The sequence below is a fragment of the Pseudomonas sp. TR47 genome (assembly GCF_044143025.1).
Classification (GTDB): Bacteria; Pseudomonadota; Gammaproteobacteria; order Pseudomonadales; family Pseudomonadaceae; genus Aquipseudomonas; species Aquipseudomonas putida_E.
Genome location: NZ_JBHFCS010000019.1, coordinates 91,505 through 106,486, shown reverse-complemented (window position 1 = coordinate 106,486; position 14,982 = coordinate 91,505). Strand labels below are relative to the sequence as shown.

Sequence of the window (14,982 nt, the reverse complement as noted above, 5' to 3'; positions counted from 1 at the left end):
TTTCTACCTGCCTCGCGTGTCGAAAAAAATAAATTCCGGGAGCGTCGATGAACATCAAACAGAAACTGACCTGGGCATTCGCGGTCATCGCCGCACTGCCCATCGTCCTCGTAGCCACCTTGGTGGTCATCAACCTGCGCGGCGAAGCCCGCGAGGATTTTCTTGACGGCAGCAGCCGGGAAATCCGCCAGGTCAGTAACGCGATGAACCTGTTTTTCCAGGGCATCACCCAGAACGTCGACTACCTGGCCAGCCTCCCGCAGGTCACCGGTAGCAGCGACAACGTCAAGAAACACATAGGCGCCGACGCCGCGCAAATCACCCCGAGCGAACAGGACAAGACACTGTTCGAGCTGTTCACGCGCCTGGCCAAGAGCCACCCGGACTACGCCTACGTGTCCTATGGCCTGCAAGACGGCGGCTACGCCTTCTGGCCAGGCGACCCGAACATGAGCAACTACGACCCGCGCACCCGCCCCTGGTACCAGGCGGCCATGGCCAACCCTGGCAAGACCCTGCGCACCGCCCCTTACTACTGGGCCGGCGACGATGCCGTATTGGTCAGCACCGTGCGTACCGTTGCCAACCAGCTGGGCAGCCCCGGTGGCGTGGTCAACATCGACGTCTCGCTCAAGGGCCTGACCGAGATCGTCCAGCAGATCAAGCTGGGCGAAAGCGGCTACCTGATCCTCATGGAAAACAACGGTAACGTGATGGTCGACCCGCGCGATGCCAGTCACAACTTCAAACAGCTGGCCAGCTTCGGCGACGGTTATGCCGAGCTGGCCAAGGCCGGCAAGGGTTTGGCTGAAGTCGAAATTGGCGGCGTACGCTACATGGCCAACGTCTACCCCGACGAAAAACTCGGCTGGACCTTCATAGGCCTGATCCAACAAAGCGAAGTGATGCAAACCACTACCCGCCTCACCTGGCTCATCGGCGGCGTCGCGCTGGTGCTGGCCGCGCTGTTCGCCGTGGTCGGTGCCACTTTCGCCAAACTCATCGTGCGCCCCATCAACAGTGTTTCCAGTGGCCTGGAAGACATCGCCCAGGGCGAAGGCGACCTGACCCGCAACCTGGAAGTGCGTGGGCGTGATGAAACCGCGCAACTGGCCGGCTGGTTCAACCAGTTCCTCAGTGCCATCCGCAGCCTTATCCAGCACATCGGCGCGGCGGCGAGCAAGATCCTCAGCACGTCCACCAGCTCTACTCAGGTCTCCAGCGACATGGCCGAGGCCGCCGGGCGCCAGCGCGAGGCGGTGGACATGGTGTCCACCGCATTCCACGAAATGGTCGCCACCGCAAACGAGGTTGCCCGCTCCTGCAGCCAGGCCGCGCAATCGGCCGACAGCGGCCAGCAACAGGCCCGCGAAGGCCAACAGCAGATCGATGCGGCCGTCAGCAGTGTCGACCGGCTTAGCCAGGAGATCGAGCAATCGGCGCAGTCGATTCAGCAGCTGGAGCGCGACAGCAATGCCATTCAGTCGATCCTCGGTACCATTCGCTCGATTGCCGAACAGACCAACCTGCTGGCGCTCAATGCTGCGATCGAAGCCGCCCGCGCCGGCGAACAGGGCCGTGGGTTTGCGGTAGTTGCCGACGAGGTCCGGGCGCTGGCCAAGCGCACCGCCGATTCCACTGCTGAAATCGACGGGCTGCTTGGCAACCTGGCCAGCCGTACCGCCGAAGTGGCCGAGCAGATGCATGCCAGCCTGGAAGTGTCGCAGCAGTCGGTCAGCCGCATTGGCCTTGCCCGCGACAGCTTTGGCCAGATACGCGAGTCGGTGGACATCATCCGCGACATGAACACGCAGATCGCCACCGCAGCGGAAGAACAGCACCAGGTTGCCGAAGACATCAACCGCCATATCAGCCAGATTCACGGTGATGCGCAGCTGGTGGCCGACCTGGCTCAGGCGGCGCGGCAGGACTCGGAAAGCCTGGCCGGGTTGTCCAATGAGCTGGATTCGCTGGTACGACGCTTCCGTACCTGACCGGTTGTCTGCACCGGCCTCTTCGCGAGTTATCGGGAAGAGGCCGGTACCCCTGCTACAACGTCAACTCACCCGGTGTCGAGCCAAACAATTGCTTGAAGGCGGCGATATAGGCCGACGTCGAGTCATAGCCACAGCCCAGCGCCGCTTCGGTCACGCTCGCCCCCGTCTCCAGCAGCGCCAGCGACGACAATAGCCGCATGCGTTGACGCCAGTTGCGAAAACTCAAGCCCGTCTCTCGCTGAAAAAGGCGCATTAGGGTCTTCTCCGAGCACTGCAGTTGGCGGGCCCACTGCTGCAGGGTCTGCACCTGATCCGGCGCGGCTATCAGGCTGTTGCACAGCGCCAGCAAGCCTGTATGCCGTGGCAGTGGCAGGGAAAACCCCACTTCAGGCAACGTACGAAGCTGGTCGAGCAGCACCGAGACCAAGCGGCCTTCCACGCTGTCGCCTTCGGGATAGTGCGGCGGGAACACGCAAAACTGCTTTATCAACTCACGCGCCAGCGGGGTCACTTCCAATACCCGGCACTGCGCCGAAGCCCACGGGCAAGCGTCGCGGCGAATGTACAGGCTGCGCATTTCCGCCCGCCCGGACGTCACCACTTCATGTTCGGCGTCGGCAGGGATCCACACGCCCCACTGCGGCGGCGCGAAATAGCTGCCATCACGCGTGTAGACACCCAGCACGCCGCTGATCGCATAGGAAAACTGCACCCAGTCGTGGCTGTGGCGGGTGGTCCAGGAGCCGGCCCCCAGGCTTTCAGCACGGGCATAGAGCGGCCTGGGTAAATGGACCAGGGCAGGGATGGCGCGGGGGTGTCCGATAATCGGCATGGTGAGTTCTTGTAGTTCTGACCAGACAAGCCTAACACCCGCCAGAGCGTCCCTGCAGCCCTTCAGGCAGTTACCGCTCGACGATCACTGTCACCCCTTGCCCACCCGCCGCGCAGATCGAAATCAAGCCTCGCCCCTTCCCCGCCGTCGCCAGCAGTTTGGCCAGGTTGGCCAGGATCCGCCCCCCGGTCGCGGCAAACGGGTGCCCTACCGCCAATGAGCTGCCTTTGACGTTGAGCTTGCTCCGATCGATCGCACCCAGGGGGGCATCCAGCCCCAGCCGCTCGCGGCAGAACTCGGCACTCTCCCAGGCCTTGAGCGTGCACAGCACCTGGGCAGCAAATGCCTCATGGATCTCGTAGTAATCGAAGTCTTGCAGGGTAAGGCCATTGCGCGCCAGAAGCCGCGGCACTGCATAGGCCGGCGCCATCAGCAGCCCTTCCTGGCCCTTGACGAAGTCCACCGCAGCAGTCTCGCCATCGACCAGATAGGCCAGCACCGGCAGGCCCTGTGCCTGCGCCCACTCCTCTGTGCCCAGCAGCACCAGCGACGCACCATCGGTCAGCGGTGTGGAATTGCCTGCTGTGAGTGTGCCCAAGCCACTGCGGTCGAACGCGGGCTTGAGCTTGCTCAACTGCGCAAGGGTCAAGTCCGGCCGCAGGTTGTTGTCGCGCGTAAGGCCCAGAAACGGTGTCAGCAGGTCATCCTGCCAACCCTCGGCGTAGGCCGCTGCCAGATGCTGATGGCTAAGCAGAGCCAGCTCATCCTGCTCGGCGCGACCGATCTGCCAGGCCTGGGCCATGCGCTCGCAGTGTTCGCCCATCGACAACCCGGTACGCGGCTCGCCATTGCGTGGCAGCTCGGGCTTGAGATGGCCCGGGCGCAACTGCACGAAGGGCTTCAAACGCTCGCCCAGAGTCCTGCCGCGGTTGGCCTGCAGCAAGATGCGCCGCAGCCCTTCATTGACCCCGATCGGGGCATCGGATGTGGTGTCGACGCCACCGGCGATACCGCTGTCGATCTGCCCGAGGGCAATTTTGTTGGCCACTAGCAGGGCAGCCTCCAGCCCGGTACCGCACGCCTGCTGAATATCGTAGGCCGGTGTCTGCGGCGACAGCCGCGAACCAAGCACGCATTCGCGGGTCAGGCTCATGTCGCGCGAATGCTTGAGCACCGCACCGGCCACTACTTCACCCAGGCGCAAACCGTGCAGGCGGTAGCGTTCTGTCAGGCCCTCCAGCGTGACCGTGAGCATCGCCTGGTTGCTGACAGTGGCGTAGGCACCGTTGGAGCGGGCGAAAGGGATTCGGTTGCCGCCCAGAATCGCGACCCGGCGAAGTGAACGCATGCGTAGATTCCTCCTGAAACAATTCGATCCGAACAGCCTAGGTGTTTTTGCCGCATTCGAACGACCTCTTCACAAAGTTGGTCCACACTTCAATGCTTGCCTTCAGGGAGACCCGCACATGAGCGACCGCTATCTCGGCTTTGCCAACTCCAACCTCGGCCGCCGCTTCGTCGATGCCCTCGGGCTGCCACGCCCGGCACCGCTGGAACGCTGGCAGGCCGGCCGCCTGCGCCCGGTGGAGGGCGCACTGGTCATCGGCGGTGGGCCTCTGGCAAATCAGGTCGAAGCCATCGCTCCACGCCTGACCGACGAATGCTACAGCTTCAATGGTGTAAGCCTGCAGGCTCCCGCCTGGGTGGCTGGCCTGGGGCCCAAGCTCAAGGCCGTGGTGTTCGATGCCAGTCATCTGTCCGACAGCGATGAGCTGAAGCAGTTGCGCGAATTCTTCCAGCCGTTGCTGCGCAGCCTGGCACCCTGCGCCCATGTGGTCATACTCGGGCGCGCACCGGAAGGCATCGACGACCCGCTGGCCAGCGTCGCCCAGCGTGCCCTGGAGGGTTTCAGCCGCTCGCTGGCCAAGGAATTGCGTAACGGTGCGACGGCGCAGCTGTTGTACGTGGATGAAGCTGCCGATGGCCAGCTCGAAGGCGCCTTGCGCTTCTTCCTGTCACCCAAGAGTGCATTCATTTCCGGCCAGGTGCTGCGCTTGCAGGCCTGTGCCAGCCAGGTCGAAGACTGGACGCGGCCGCTCGCCGGGCGCCGGGCATTGGTCACTGGCGCTGCACGCGGGATCGGCGCCGCCATTGCCGAAACCTTGGCACGTGATGGTGCCGAGGTGATGCTGCTGGACGTGCCGCAGGCCCAGCAAGACCTCGATGCACTCGCCGCCCGCCTGGGTGGCAAGGCGCTGGGGCTGGACATCTGTGCCAGTGACGCAGCCGCGCAACTGCTCCAGGCCTTGCCTGATGGCATCGATATCGTCGTGCACAACGCCGGCATCACCCGGGACAAGACCCTCGCCAACATGACCCCCGATTACTGGGACGCCGTCATGGCGGTCAACCTCAAAGCACCCCAGGTACTGACCCAGGCGCTGTATGAAGGCGGCGCCCTCGGCGCAGATGCACGCATCACTCTGCTGGCCTCGGTCAGCGGCATCGCCGGCAACCGCGGCCAGGCCAACTATGCCGCAAGCAAGGCCGGGCTGATCGGTTTTGCCCAGGCCTGGGCACCCAAGCTCGCCGGCCAAGGTGGCAGCATCAATGCCGTGGCCCCCGGTTTTATCGAAACGCACATGACCGCCGCCATGCCCATGGGCCTGCGTGAAGCCGGGCGGCGCCTGAGCTCGCTGGGCCAGGGCGGGCGCCCGCAGGATGTCGCCGAGGCCATCGCCTGGCTCAGCCAGCCCGGTTCCGGCGCGGTGAATGGCCAAGCGCTGCGGGTCTGTGGCCAGGCATTGATGGGAGCTTGAGCATGAACCGGCACTGGCATGACCTGAACAGCCCCGACTCACGCGCAAGCCTTTATCTGCGCGCGGCCAGCAAACGCAAGATCAGCGGCCACGCCCTGCCAGCCGATGGCCTGCGCTGCTTCATCCCTATGCAGCCCGGCAATCTCGCGGCGTACCGCAATCTGTGCCACTTCACCGATGACGGCCGCTTGCCGGGCACCTACCCCCATATCATGGCGTTTAACCTGCAGTTGCAGTTGCTGACCGCCCACGGCTTCCCTTTCCCGCTGCTGGGCCTGGTACACCTGCACAACCGCATCGAGGTGCTGCGCCCCCTGGGTGGTATCGCCGGGCTGCACTTTGCGGTGCATGCCGACAACCTGCAGCCACATGCCAAAGGCGGCACATTCGACCTGATCACCGAAGCCGAGGATGGCCTTGGCCTTTTGTGGCGCGAAACCAGCCGCATGCTGGTGCGCGGCTTGAAACTTGAAGGGCAGCCCGAAGAAAGCGAGGAAAGCGAACCGCAGCCTTTGCCTGAAACGACCCGCTGGTACGCCGACAGCGATATTGGCCGGCGCTACGCCAAAGTCTGTGGCGACTACAACCCGATTCATCTGAGCGCCACAAGTGCCCGGTTGTTCGGCTTCCCCAGGGCGATCGCCCATGGCATGTGGAGCAAGGCCATGGCGCTGGCAGCGCTGCGTGGGCACCTGCCAGGCAGCGGGTATGCCTTTGAAGTGGATTTCCGCAAGCCAGTGCGGTTGCCATCGGAGGTGGTATTGAGTGCCAGCGCCGCCGGCCCTGCCGGTGAGCTGCGCCTGGATGGGCATGGTGAACTGCTGCACATGGTCGGGCGCTGGGGTTCGCTCTGAAGGCCGCAGGCTGCTTTTGCCCCTTGAATCCTCTTGCTTTGCATTGGGGCTGCACGGAAGCTATGCGGCACTAGGAGAACCGCAATGAACCTGCAAGAACTCACTCAACGCCTGCACCAGATCCGTGACAACAACGACTGGCGCGGCTTCCACAGCCCGAAGAACCTGGCCATGGCCGCCAGCGTGGAAATGGCCGAGCTGGTGGAAATCTTCCAATGGCTCAGCGAAGACGAATCGCGCCAACTGCCTGCGGACAAGCTCGCCCACGCCGGCCAAGAGGTAGGTGACGTCATTCTCTACCTGCTGCTGCTGTGCAGCGAACTGGGCCTGGACATGGAGCAGGTGGTACGGGCCAAGCTGGCCGACACCGAAAGGCGCTTCGCCCGATGAACGACCGTCACTTCGATGAACTGGCCACTCGCTTCGCCGAGAAGATCTACGGCGGCGCCAAAGGCGCGATCCGCCTGGCCGTGCTGCAGGCCGACCTGGCCGATGCCCTCCCCGACCGCCCGCTGCGGGTACTCGACATCGGAGCCGGGCTCGGCCACATGGCTTTATGGCTGGCCGAGCGCGGTCACCAACTGACCCTGGCCGAGCCGGCCGCACCCATGCTCGAAGGTGCCCGCACGCGCTTTGCCGATGCCGGCCAGACCGCCACGTTCATCCAGGCGCCATGGCAGGACCTGCTCGGTCAGCTCACCGAGCCCTACGATCTGGTGCTGTGCCACGCCGTGCTCGAATGGCTGGCCGAGCCAGAGAGCATCCTGCCAGTGCTGCACCAACTGACCGCACCTGGCGGGTGGTTGTCCCTGGCCTTCTACAACCGGGATGCGCTGGTTTATCGCAACCTGCTCAAAGGCCATTTCCGCAAGTTGCGCAGCAACCGCCTGGAAGGTGAAAAACAGAGCCTCACCCCGCAGAAACCGCTTGATCCACGTGAGCTCAAGGTGCAACTTGATCCTCTGTGGCAGGTCGAAACCGAGAGTGGCGTGCGAGTTTTCCACGACTACATGCCCAGGGAATTCCAGGCCAAGGCCGAGATGCTCGACCTGCTGGAAATGGAACTGGCCCACCGCCGCCACCCGAGCTTTGCCGGGCTTGGCCGCTACCTGCACTGGATGTGCCGCCCTCGCTGAACCACCCGCCGGGAGGATTTCATGCCGTACCGCCTGCTGTGCCTGGCCTTGCTCCCGCTTGCCCTCAGCGCCTGTCAGGGCAGCAACCCGTACGTTGCCAGCAGCCGCCCCTTGCCGCCGGCCCCCGCGCAGGCGGCCAGCACCTTCGACGCCAGTGCCTACCCGGCCCCACCGCGTGACTATGGCCGTTACCGCAGCTGGAGCTGGCGCGACGGCCAGTTGCCAAGCGGCACTGCTGACGCCGACCCGGGGCAACTGGCCGATGCCGTCAGTGGCGCCCTCGACCAGCATGGACTGCGCCCGGCCAGGGGCGCGACCGGCGACTTGCTGGTCAGTGCCGACATGCGCCTGGAGCGGCGTTTGCGCCAGGTACGCGACTATGATTACTACGACCCCTACTACGGCCCCGCCCCCTACGGCGGTGTCGGTTTCGGCGGTTACCGCAACGGTTACGGCGCCTATGGCAGCGTGCCGATCGTACGCACTTACGAAGTTGAAGTGATGGTGGTGCGCATCGACCTGTTCGACGCCCGCAACGGCCAGCCGGTGTGGAGCGCGAGCGCTGAAAGCGGCAGTGACAAAAGCTCGCCGCGTGACCGCGAAAGCGCATTGCGCGAATCGGTACACAAGGCACTCAGCGGCTATCCTCCCAGTTAATGCCTAACGGAGAACCATCATGTTGCGTCGCTTCGTTCTACTGTCATTCGTGCTGTTGCTTGCCGCCTGCTCCAGCAACAACGTCCAGCAGGATTTCGACGCCAGCCGAGACTTTGCCGCGTACCGCAGCTGGGCATGGCAAGAGCCGGCCCTGCACTACCGCCCGGATGACCCGCGTATCAAGAGCGACCTCACCGAGCAGCGGATCCGCCAGGCCGTCGCCGACCAGCTCGACCAGCGCGGCCTGCGCCCGGCACAAGGCAATGCCCAACCTGATGTCACTATGCGTGCCTACCTGATCGTCGAACAACGCCAGCAGCAGATCACCACCAACTACGGTGGTGGCTGGGGCGGTTATTGGGGTGGCTATTGGGGCGGGCCGATGTACAACGAAACCCGTAGCGTCGATTACAAGGTAGCGACCATCCAGGTCGACATGTTCGATGGCCGCGACGGCAAGCTGGTCTGGCGCGGCAGTGCAGAGCAGATCATGAACAACTACCCGCCCAGCCCTGAGGAACGCAACAGCGCCATCCAGAAGACCGTTGGCCAGGTACTGGGCAATTACCCGCCAGGCAGGGCCAAATGAGCATGGCATAGACCGTTCGTCAGATCGCGTCTACCCTGTTGATAAACCTGCTGAACGGGTAGACGTGTTCAACGAATAAGGATCGACCTGCCAATGCAAAGCATTGTTCTGCTGATGTGGCTTGCCTTGTGCACTGAACAGGATATTCGCGAACGCCAGATCGCCGATGTCCTGACCTTGGGCGTAGCAGCCTGTGCGCTGATCTGGCTGTTCTTCACCGGCCACACCTGGATTGGCGCCGACGCCAGCGATGCCGGCTGGGCATTGGCCATCGTCATGCTATTGACCTTGCCCGGCTACATGCTCGGCCACTTCGGCGCTGACGACGTCAAGCTGATGGGCGCACTGGCGTTGGCGACCAGTCATCAGTATGTGCTGGGGACCTTTATCGGTGCCGGCGTCAGCGTGTTGCTGTGGCTGCTGACTCGCCGCCGCCTGTGGACCCTGTTCAACCCCAAGGTAAAGAAGCGGCTGCAGGCGCTCACCGAACAAATGGGCGACAAACAAGCCTTCGTGCCTTATGTGCTGGCCGGCTTTCTGCTCACAGCGGTATGGATCCAATAATCAGTCCCGTTGTCCGATAACTTGTACATGCGTTGTACAGGTTCGCAAGCAGCGTCTATGGTTAAGCTGCCAGAGCGTCTGGCCCGGGAGCAGGGCCGCTTAGGAACAGGGAGTTGATCGTGAACAAGTCATTCAGCGAGGTGAAGGTTCTGGTGGTCGATGACCAGCCCCTGATCGTCGAACAGTTGTGTGAGTATCTCGAAAATCAGGGCCACCATTGCGTGGCCGCGCATTCAACAGACGAAGCCATCGAGCGCTATGTGGCAGATGAATCCATTGGCCTGGTGCTGTGCGACCTGCACATGCCCGAGCGCGATGGCATTGAACTGGTGAGGGCGTTGAAGGAAATTGCCGGGCGCCAGCGCGTGTTCGAAGCGATCATGCTCACTGGCCGGGCCGACAAGCAGGACGTGATTCGTGCGCTGCGCGAAGGCTTCGCTGATTACTACCAAAAACCCGTTGACCTCGACGAACTGCTGGAAGGCGTGCGTCGCCAGGAGCAGGTTTTGCTGGAGCGCAAATCCAACTTCCAGAACCTGGGCAGTCTCAACAAACGGTTGCAAGACCTGGCGGGCTGCATCGATGAGCTTTACCAGGACCTGGAGAAAGCGCGGGGCCAGGGCGTCCACCGCCGCGCCAGCGATGTCGAAGAGGGCGAGAGCGATCTGCCTGCCGCGTTCGAGAAGCTCTCACCACGCCAGCTGGAAGTGGCCCGGCTGGTGAGCAAAGGCAAGACCAACTACCAGATTGCCTGCGAGCTCGGGATCACCGAAAACACCGTGAAACTGTACGTTTCGCAGGTGTTGCGACTGACCCATATGCACAACCGCACGCAACTGGCGCTTGCGTTGACACCCAGTTCGTCGCCGGTGCACCAGCGGTTCACCACCCATTGAGTGAAACGGTCTTCACAGGCCCTGTCACCGGCAGCCGCCGATAGGGCCTGAAGACCCGACGCTCAATCCAGCTGATAGCTGACGCTCAGCATCAGCCGAGGCCGGCGGTTCAGGCTATCCAGTGCCACATCCGCCAGCGGCTTGGCCACCTCCAGCGCCACATTGCCATATCGCCCGCCTGCCAGGCGCACGCCCAGCGCTACCGAACTAAGGTGCGCATCCTCGAAAGGCCCGCCGTTGTACCAGGCGTGCGCCGCATCGAGCACCGCATAGGGCTGCACCCGTTGCAACCAGGCACGGCCAGCCATAATGCTGTAGTTGAGCTCGTAAGCCACACCCCAGCCCTTGTCACCTGAGGCCTGGTCGCTCGGGTAGCCGCGGCCGAAACGCTGCCCGCCAAATACCGCTCGCTCACTGTCGGGCAGCCTGTAGTCACTCCAGTGCACTGCGGCCGACACGACGCCCTGCCACTGTTCAGACAGTTGGTCGCTCTGCAGCCCGGCGATCCGAAAGCGCAGAAAGTCCATGTCGTAGTCCGCATCGCTACGCGCCCCCAGGTAGTCCATACCCTGATAGACCCCAGCGCTGGCGATGCGCAGGCGACCGGGATCTCCCTTGCGCCAGTCGCCTTCGAATGACAGCGCGCGAACATAGGTGTCGTACTCGGGTAAGCCGCCCGCCCGATACTCAATGTGCTCGCCGACCGAATAAAAACGCCCGGCCACGTTCACCCATTCGTTCGGTGCAATCATCAGGGGCTGGCCGAGGCCGATAGAATAACGCTCGCTCTCAAGGCGCTGATTGATGTCGGCACCGCCATCCAGCCGGACACGAGTACGCGGCTCACTGCGGTACCTTGCAGCGCCTAGCAGCAATTGGTTGCCGTGAGCGTCCAGAGGCTGGCTGTAATCCAGGCGCTGGTAATCAACGTGTTCGTCACCGGCCGGCAGCAGAAAGCTCGCAGTCAGTTGCTCGGCAAAGCGTGTCTGGCCATTGCTGGAGATTTTGAACAGCGCCTGCAGGTCCCCGCGGCTGCCGTCACTCAGGGTCACGCCAGCATCAACTGGCCTGCGCCACGCACGTATTTTCAGACGGTTCGCGTCTTCAGGGGCGGGCCCCACCGCCACTTCAGCCTTCACATTGATACCCGGTAGCCGCTGCACCGCGCCTACATAGCGCTCGAGGGTTTCCTGGGTCAGTGGCCGCTCGGCCAGCAGGCGTCCTGTCACCTGCTTGAGGTAGAGCGCGGGCGGGCCGATATCACCCAGCAGTTCATAGTCCTGGATGTACCCTTCCACCAGCACCACATGCACACGGCCATCGGCAAAGTCCTGAGGTGGCAGGTAGGCATACGACAGGGGGTATCCATCATGCTGGTAACGCTGGGTCAGTCGCTCAGTGAATTGCTGCAGATCACCCAAGGAGATCTCGTGCCCAATCAATGCTTGATAGTGCTCACGCAATTCACTCAGCGGGTAAACCGTACCGCCCTCGAAGCGCACCTTGTGCAGCACGAATCGGGCATCTGACGGCAAGCTCTCGGGTGCAGCAGGTAACACGACATGCAGCGCCGGGGTAACGGGGCGATAGGTATCTACCGGCAGGTTGGCGGTGGGCAGGCGGCGCTCGTATTCATGGGTATCGAGAAAAGCCGGCAACGGCTCGGCGGGGGCCAGGCTGGCCCAGGTCAGCAGTAACAGGGGCACGACCGCAAGACGCATAGGACGCTCCACGATCCCTTGGGCGCCGGGGCGTCGGCCGGCCACACCCATCACCAGCAAGCGTAGGTGCTGCCCCGGCAAACGTCGAACGGCTAATCGCTGACCTGGAACGCCACCCGCGCGGTTTCACCGCTCTCATCGAGTGCGCTGAGCTCGATCTGCCCGGCCTGCTCAAAGCGCACCCGCATGCTGCCCTGGCCCTCGGTCTGGCCAAGGGGCTGGCCGTTGAGGAACCACCAGCGCCGCCCACCGCCACCCAGGGCCGAAACCTGCAGTTGCAACGGCTCGCTGCTGGTGGCCGGGCGGCGCAGGTTGTCGCCTGGGCGTACACCGACGATAGACAGGGGCGGTGCCGTGGCAGGTACCTGCGGCGGGCAGCTTGGGTCCACGGCCGGCAGCCGCGCCGCACGCCGCTCGACCCGCGCCAGCCAAGGCTCGAGCGGGGCCGGCCAAAGGGCGACATCACGCGCGTGGGCACCTGGGCACGAGCCATCCACCCGCAGCCCCCGCGCGTTGATCCAGACCTGCTCACGCAAACCCAGCCCAAGCGGTTGATCGGCTGCCTGCAGGGTCGGCGGGGTGGTGCCGTCGAGTGTCCAGGCAAAGCGCTGGCGCCTGCAGTTGGTGTCTTGCCGGTTCATGGGCTGGCCCAGCGGCCAGCAGATTGCGGCCACGCCAATGCTGGCGGGCACCTGTTCGACCGGCACGCCAAGGCCCCGCTGGCTGTCACGGTTGGTCAGCAGGTCGTGAATCTGCAGCATCAGCGGCGCCGCCGAAGCCAGGCCGAACTGGCCGGGCACTGGGGTGCCGTCGGGCCGGCCAATCCACACGCCAATCAGATAACGCGGCCCGACGCCGATCGACCAGGCATCACGAAAGCCATAGCTGGTACCCGTTTTCCAGGCCAACTGCGGGCGTTGCACCAACTGCGCGTGCGGGTCACGGTCCGGCCGCGCCTGGCCGCTGAGAATACGGCGGATGATCCACGCCGCCCCCGGTGACAGCAGACGCCGCTCCAGCAGCGGATCCTGCGGTTGCAGACGTACCCGTGCACTGTTGCCGCCACGGGCCAATGCCGCATAACCACCCACCAGCTCCTCCAGGCGGCTGCCTGCGCCACCGAGGATCAACGACAGATTAGGCTCGGCCAATGGCGGCAGCGCCAGCGGCATGCCGGCCATGCGCAGTTGCGCAGCAAAGCGCTTGGGCCCATACGCTTCGAGCAACTGCACCGCCGGCAGGTTGAGCGACAAGGCCAGCGCCGAACTGGCCGAGACCGGGCCGCTGAAACCCATCGAGAAGTTGCCAGGCCGGTAATCGCCATAGCGGCGCGGTACATCCTGCAGCAGCGATTCGGAATGGATCAGGCCGTCGTCCAGGGCCATGCCATAGAGGAACGGCTTGAGGGTCGAGCCCGGTGAACGCAGCGAGTGGACCATGTCGACATGGCCGAAACGGCGCTCATCGGCAAGGTCGATCGAACCCAGGTAGGCACGCACGGCCATGCTCTGCGCATCCACCACCAGCACGGCCGCGGAGGTACGTTCCGGCAAGCGGGCACGCCAGCCCAGCAGCAGGTCCTCGAGGCGCCGCTGCAACGAGGCATCGAGCGTGGTGCGGATCAACGGCGGGCTGCCGGGAGTGTTCAGGCGGCGCGCCAGCAGCGGTGCCAAGGCTGGCTCCTTACGCGGGGCCAGCAATAACGGCTCTTCGGCAGCTTCCTTGATCTGCCAGGCAGGCCACACCTGATACTCGTCCAGGCGCTGCAGCACCTTGTCCCGCGCACGCTGGGCGCGTGCGGGGTGACGGTCCGGGCGCAACCGGCTGGGTGCCTGGGGCAGCACTGCCAGCAGCGCCGCTTCGGCAGGCGTGAGGTGCATCGGCGATTTGCCGAGGTAGGCCCAACTGGCCGCCGCCACGCCCTGCAAGGTGCCACCGAAGGGTGCGCGATTGAGGTAGATCTGCAGAATCTCGTGCTTGGACAGGTGCCATTCCAGCTGCGCCGTACGCCACAGTTGCCGCAGCTTGCCTGCCAGCGTGCGTTCGTGCGGGTCGAGTAAACGCGCAACCTGCATCGACAGCGTGCTGCCACCTGAAACAACCCGCCCGCCGCGCACGTTCAGCCATGCCGCGCGCACCAGCGCCAGCGGGTTGACCCCTGGGTGGTGGTAGAACCAGCGGTCCTCATAGGTCAGCAGCGCCTGCAGGTACAAAGGCGAAACCTCTTTGGGGCTGACCGGGTAGCGCCACACGCCCTCGGCATCGGCGAAGCGCCACAAGGGCGTGCCGTCTTCGGCCAGCACGACCCGCGCCAGATCATCTGCCGGCATGGGCAATGGCCAGATACGGTCAGCCAGCCACAACAGGCCGGCGATGCCCACCAGCGCCATCACGCTGGCGCGCAGGATCCTTGCCGCTCGGGTGCGCGGTCGCGCTAAGCTAGGCATCGGGAACCGACCGGGCCAGGTAATGGCCAAAGGCTTGGGGACGGCAACCTCGCCGATTCGTACATCAGGAAGCAACTATGCATGTAGAAGGTTTTTTCGAGTGGCTTGGCCAGGCACTGGGTTCGTTGATCCGCTTCATCGTCGACGCCTTGGGCGGCCTGTTCAACCTGCTGGCCAACGCCGGGGGCAACTTCATTGATGGCCTTGCGCGCACACTGGGCATGGACACCTCACTGGTCAGCATCCTTGCCCTGATCGTCGGCCTGCTGCTGCTGTACTCGGCAATCCGCGCCTTCATGCGCGCCTCGATCATCCTCGGGATCATCTGGCTGGTGCTGGGGTTGTGGGTGATGAGCTGGGTGATTCATTGAGCGTGCACCGTCAATTGTAGGAGCGGCCTTGCGTCGCGATCGGGCGCGCAGCGGCCGCAAAAACGGCACACACGATACTTCTTGTTCACCACAGTTGCT

At 64.0% G+C, this 14,982-nt stretch carries 14 protein-coding genes and 1 pseudogene; 11 read left to right on the top strand and 4 right to left on the bottom strand.

Going from position 1 to position 14,982, the window contains the following annotated elements; genetic code table 11:
- Positions 1–47 precede the first annotated feature (47 nt).
- Both ACEWE8_RS19245 and ACEWE8_RS19240 read left to right on the top strand, forming a co-directional pair.
- Positions 48–1,136: pseudogene (locus ACEWE8_RS19245) on the top strand (cache domain-containing protein); the annotation flags it as partial.
- A gap of 90 nt (positions 1,137–1,226) precedes the next feature.
- A complete protein-coding gene (locus ACEWE8_RS19240) occupies positions 1,227–1,994 on the top strand; it encodes a methyl-accepting chemotaxis protein (protein ID WP_371928103.1) in 768 nt (255 codons plus the stop codon).
- 55 nt (positions 1,995–2,049) lie between these two features.
- On the opposite strand, the gene ACEWE8_RS19235 is transcribed toward ACEWE8_RS19240, so the two are convergent.
- Both ACEWE8_RS19235 and ACEWE8_RS19230 read right to left on the bottom strand, forming a co-directional pair.
- Complete coding sequence (locus ACEWE8_RS19235) at positions 2,050–2,829, bottom strand: helix-turn-helix transcriptional regulator (RefSeq protein ID WP_046787860.1); 780 nt, start codon at positions 2,827–2,829, stop codon at positions 2,050–2,052.
- 70 nt (positions 2,830–2,899) lie between these two features.
- Positions 2,900–4,177: an acetyl-CoA C-acetyltransferase gene (locus ACEWE8_RS19230; protein ID WP_046787859.1), complete on the bottom strand. Its 1,278-nt coding sequence runs from the start codon at positions 4,175–4,177 to the stop codon at positions 2,900–2,902.
- A 118-nt stretch (positions 4,178–4,295) separates the two neighbouring features.
- Here ACEWE8_RS19230 and ACEWE8_RS19225 point away from each other — a divergent pair, with 118 nt between their 5' ends.
- The 8 genes from ACEWE8_RS19225 to ACEWE8_RS19190 all read left to right on the top strand — a co-directional run bounded on the left by ACEWE8_RS19225 (position 4,296) and on the right by ACEWE8_RS19190 (position 10,344).
- Entirely contained in the window at positions 4,296–5,648 is a 1,353-nt protein-coding gene (locus ACEWE8_RS19225) for a 3-oxoacyl-ACP reductase (protein ID WP_046787858.1), read from the top strand.
- A 2-nt stretch (positions 5,649–5,650) separates the two neighbouring features.
- Positions 5,651–6,502 (top strand): MaoC/PaaZ C-terminal domain-containing protein, encoded by an 852-nt coding sequence (locus tag ACEWE8_RS19220; protein WP_046787857.1) that lies wholly within the window; start codon positions 5,651–5,653, stop codon positions 6,500–6,502.
- Positions 6,503–6,586: 84 nt separating this feature from the next.
- Positions 6,587–6,892 (top strand): MazG-like family protein, encoded by a 306-nt coding sequence (locus tag ACEWE8_RS19215; protein WP_012316385.1) that lies wholly within the window; start codon positions 6,587–6,589, stop codon positions 6,890–6,892.
- Entirely contained in the window at positions 6,889–7,638 is a 750-nt protein-coding gene (locus ACEWE8_RS19210) for a methyltransferase domain-containing protein (RefSeq protein WP_012316386.1), read from the top strand. Before ACEWE8_RS19215 ends, ACEWE8_RS19210 begins: the two co-directional genes overlap by 4 nt.
- Positions 7,639–7,659: 21 nt before the next feature.
- Positions 7,660–8,295 carry a DUF4136 domain-containing protein gene (locus tag ACEWE8_RS19205; protein WP_012316387.1) on the top strand — a complete coding sequence of 212 codons (636 nt, stop codon included), beginning with the start codon at positions 7,660–7,662 and terminating at the stop codon, positions 8,293–8,295.
- Between the two features lie 19 nt (positions 8,296–8,314).
- Complete coding sequence (locus ACEWE8_RS19200) at positions 8,315–8,884, top strand: DUF4136 domain-containing protein (RefSeq protein WP_395589348.1); 570 nt, start codon at positions 8,315–8,317, stop codon at positions 8,882–8,884.
- Positions 8,885–8,977: 93 nt separating this feature from the next.
- Positions 8,978–9,448 carry an A24 family peptidase gene (locus ACEWE8_RS19195; protein WP_039602427.1) on the top strand — a complete coding sequence of 157 codons (471 nt, stop codon included), beginning with the start codon at positions 8,978–8,980 and terminating at the stop codon, positions 9,446–9,448.
- Between the two features lie 113 nt (positions 9,449–9,561).
- Positions 9,562–10,344, top strand: coding sequence for a response regulator transcription factor (locus ACEWE8_RS19190; protein WP_217433399.1), 783 nt, complete (start codon positions 9,562–9,564; stop codon positions 10,342–10,344).
- A 62-nt stretch (positions 10,345–10,406) separates the two neighbouring features.
- Here ACEWE8_RS19190 and ACEWE8_RS19185 read toward each other — a convergent pair whose 3' ends face one another.
- Together ACEWE8_RS19185 and pbpC are read right to left on the bottom strand one after the other, a co-directional pair.
- Entirely contained in the window at positions 10,407–12,065 is a 1,659-nt protein-coding gene (locus ACEWE8_RS19185; protein WP_046787855.1) for a ShlB/FhaC/HecB family hemolysin secretion/activation protein, read from the bottom strand.
- Positions 12,066–12,157: 92 nt separating this feature from the next.
- Positions 12,158–14,512: a peptidoglycan glycosyltransferase PbpC gene (gene pbpC / locus ACEWE8_RS19180; protein WP_046787854.1), complete on the bottom strand. Its 2,355-nt coding sequence runs from the start codon at positions 14,510–14,512 to the stop codon at positions 12,158–12,160.
- A gap of 77 nt (positions 14,513–14,589) precedes the next feature.
- On the opposite strand from pbpC, the gene ACEWE8_RS19175 reads away from it, so the two are divergent.
- Entirely contained in the window at positions 14,590–14,883 is a 294-nt protein-coding gene (locus ACEWE8_RS19175) for a hypothetical protein (RefSeq protein WP_046787853.1), read from the top strand.
- Positions 14,884–14,982: the final 99 nt, after the last annotated feature.

Excerpts from the sequence above, each read along its gene's own strand:
- pbpC (WP_046787854.1), bottom strand. The coding sequence starts at position 14,512 with ATGCCTAGCTTAGCGCGACCGCGCACCCGAGCGGCAAGGATCCTGCGC.
- ACEWE8_RS19225 (WP_046787858.1), top strand. The coding sequence starts at position 4,296 with ATGAGCGACCGCTATCTCGGCTTTGCCAACTCCAACCTCGGCCGCCGC.
- ACEWE8_RS19175 (WP_046787853.1), top strand. The coding sequence starts at position 14,590 with ATGCATGTAGAAGGTTTTTTCGAGTGGCTTGGCCAGGCACTGGGTTCG.
- ACEWE8_RS19220 (WP_046787857.1), top strand. The coding sequence starts at position 5,651 with ATGAACCGGCACTGGCATGACCTGAACAGCCCCGACTCACGCGCAAGC.
- ACEWE8_RS19215 (WP_012316385.1), top strand. The coding sequence starts at position 6,587 with ATGAACCTGCAAGAACTCACTCAACGCCTGCACCAGATCCGTGACAAC.
- ACEWE8_RS19185 (WP_046787855.1), bottom strand. The coding sequence starts at position 12,065 with ATGCGTCTTGCGGTCGTGCCCCTGTTACTGCTGACCTGGGCCAGCCTG.
- ACEWE8_RS19200 (WP_395589348.1), top strand. The coding sequence starts at position 8,315 with ATGTTGCGTCGCTTCGTTCTACTGTCATTCGTGCTGTTGCTTGCCGCC.
- ACEWE8_RS19235 (WP_046787860.1), bottom strand. The coding sequence starts at position 2,829 with ATGCCGATTATCGGACACCCCCGCGCCATCCCTGCCCTGGTCCATTTA.
- ACEWE8_RS19195 (WP_039602427.1), top strand. The coding sequence starts at position 8,978 with ATGCAAAGCATTGTTCTGCTGATGTGGCTTGCCTTGTGCACTGAACAG.
- ACEWE8_RS19230 (WP_046787859.1), bottom strand. The coding sequence starts at position 4,177 with ATGCGTTCACTTCGCCGGGTCGCGATTCTGGGCGGCAACCGAATCCCT.
- ACEWE8_RS19240 (WP_371928103.1), top strand. The coding sequence starts at position 1,227 with ATGGCCGAGGCCGCCGGGCGCCAGCGCGAGGCGGTGGACATGGTGTCC.
- ACEWE8_RS19205 (WP_012316387.1), top strand. The coding sequence starts at position 7,660 with ATGCCGTACCGCCTGCTGTGCCTGGCCTTGCTCCCGCTTGCCCTCAGC.
- ACEWE8_RS19210 (WP_012316386.1), top strand. The coding sequence starts at position 6,889 with ATGAACGACCGTCACTTCGATGAACTGGCCACTCGCTTCGCCGAGAAG.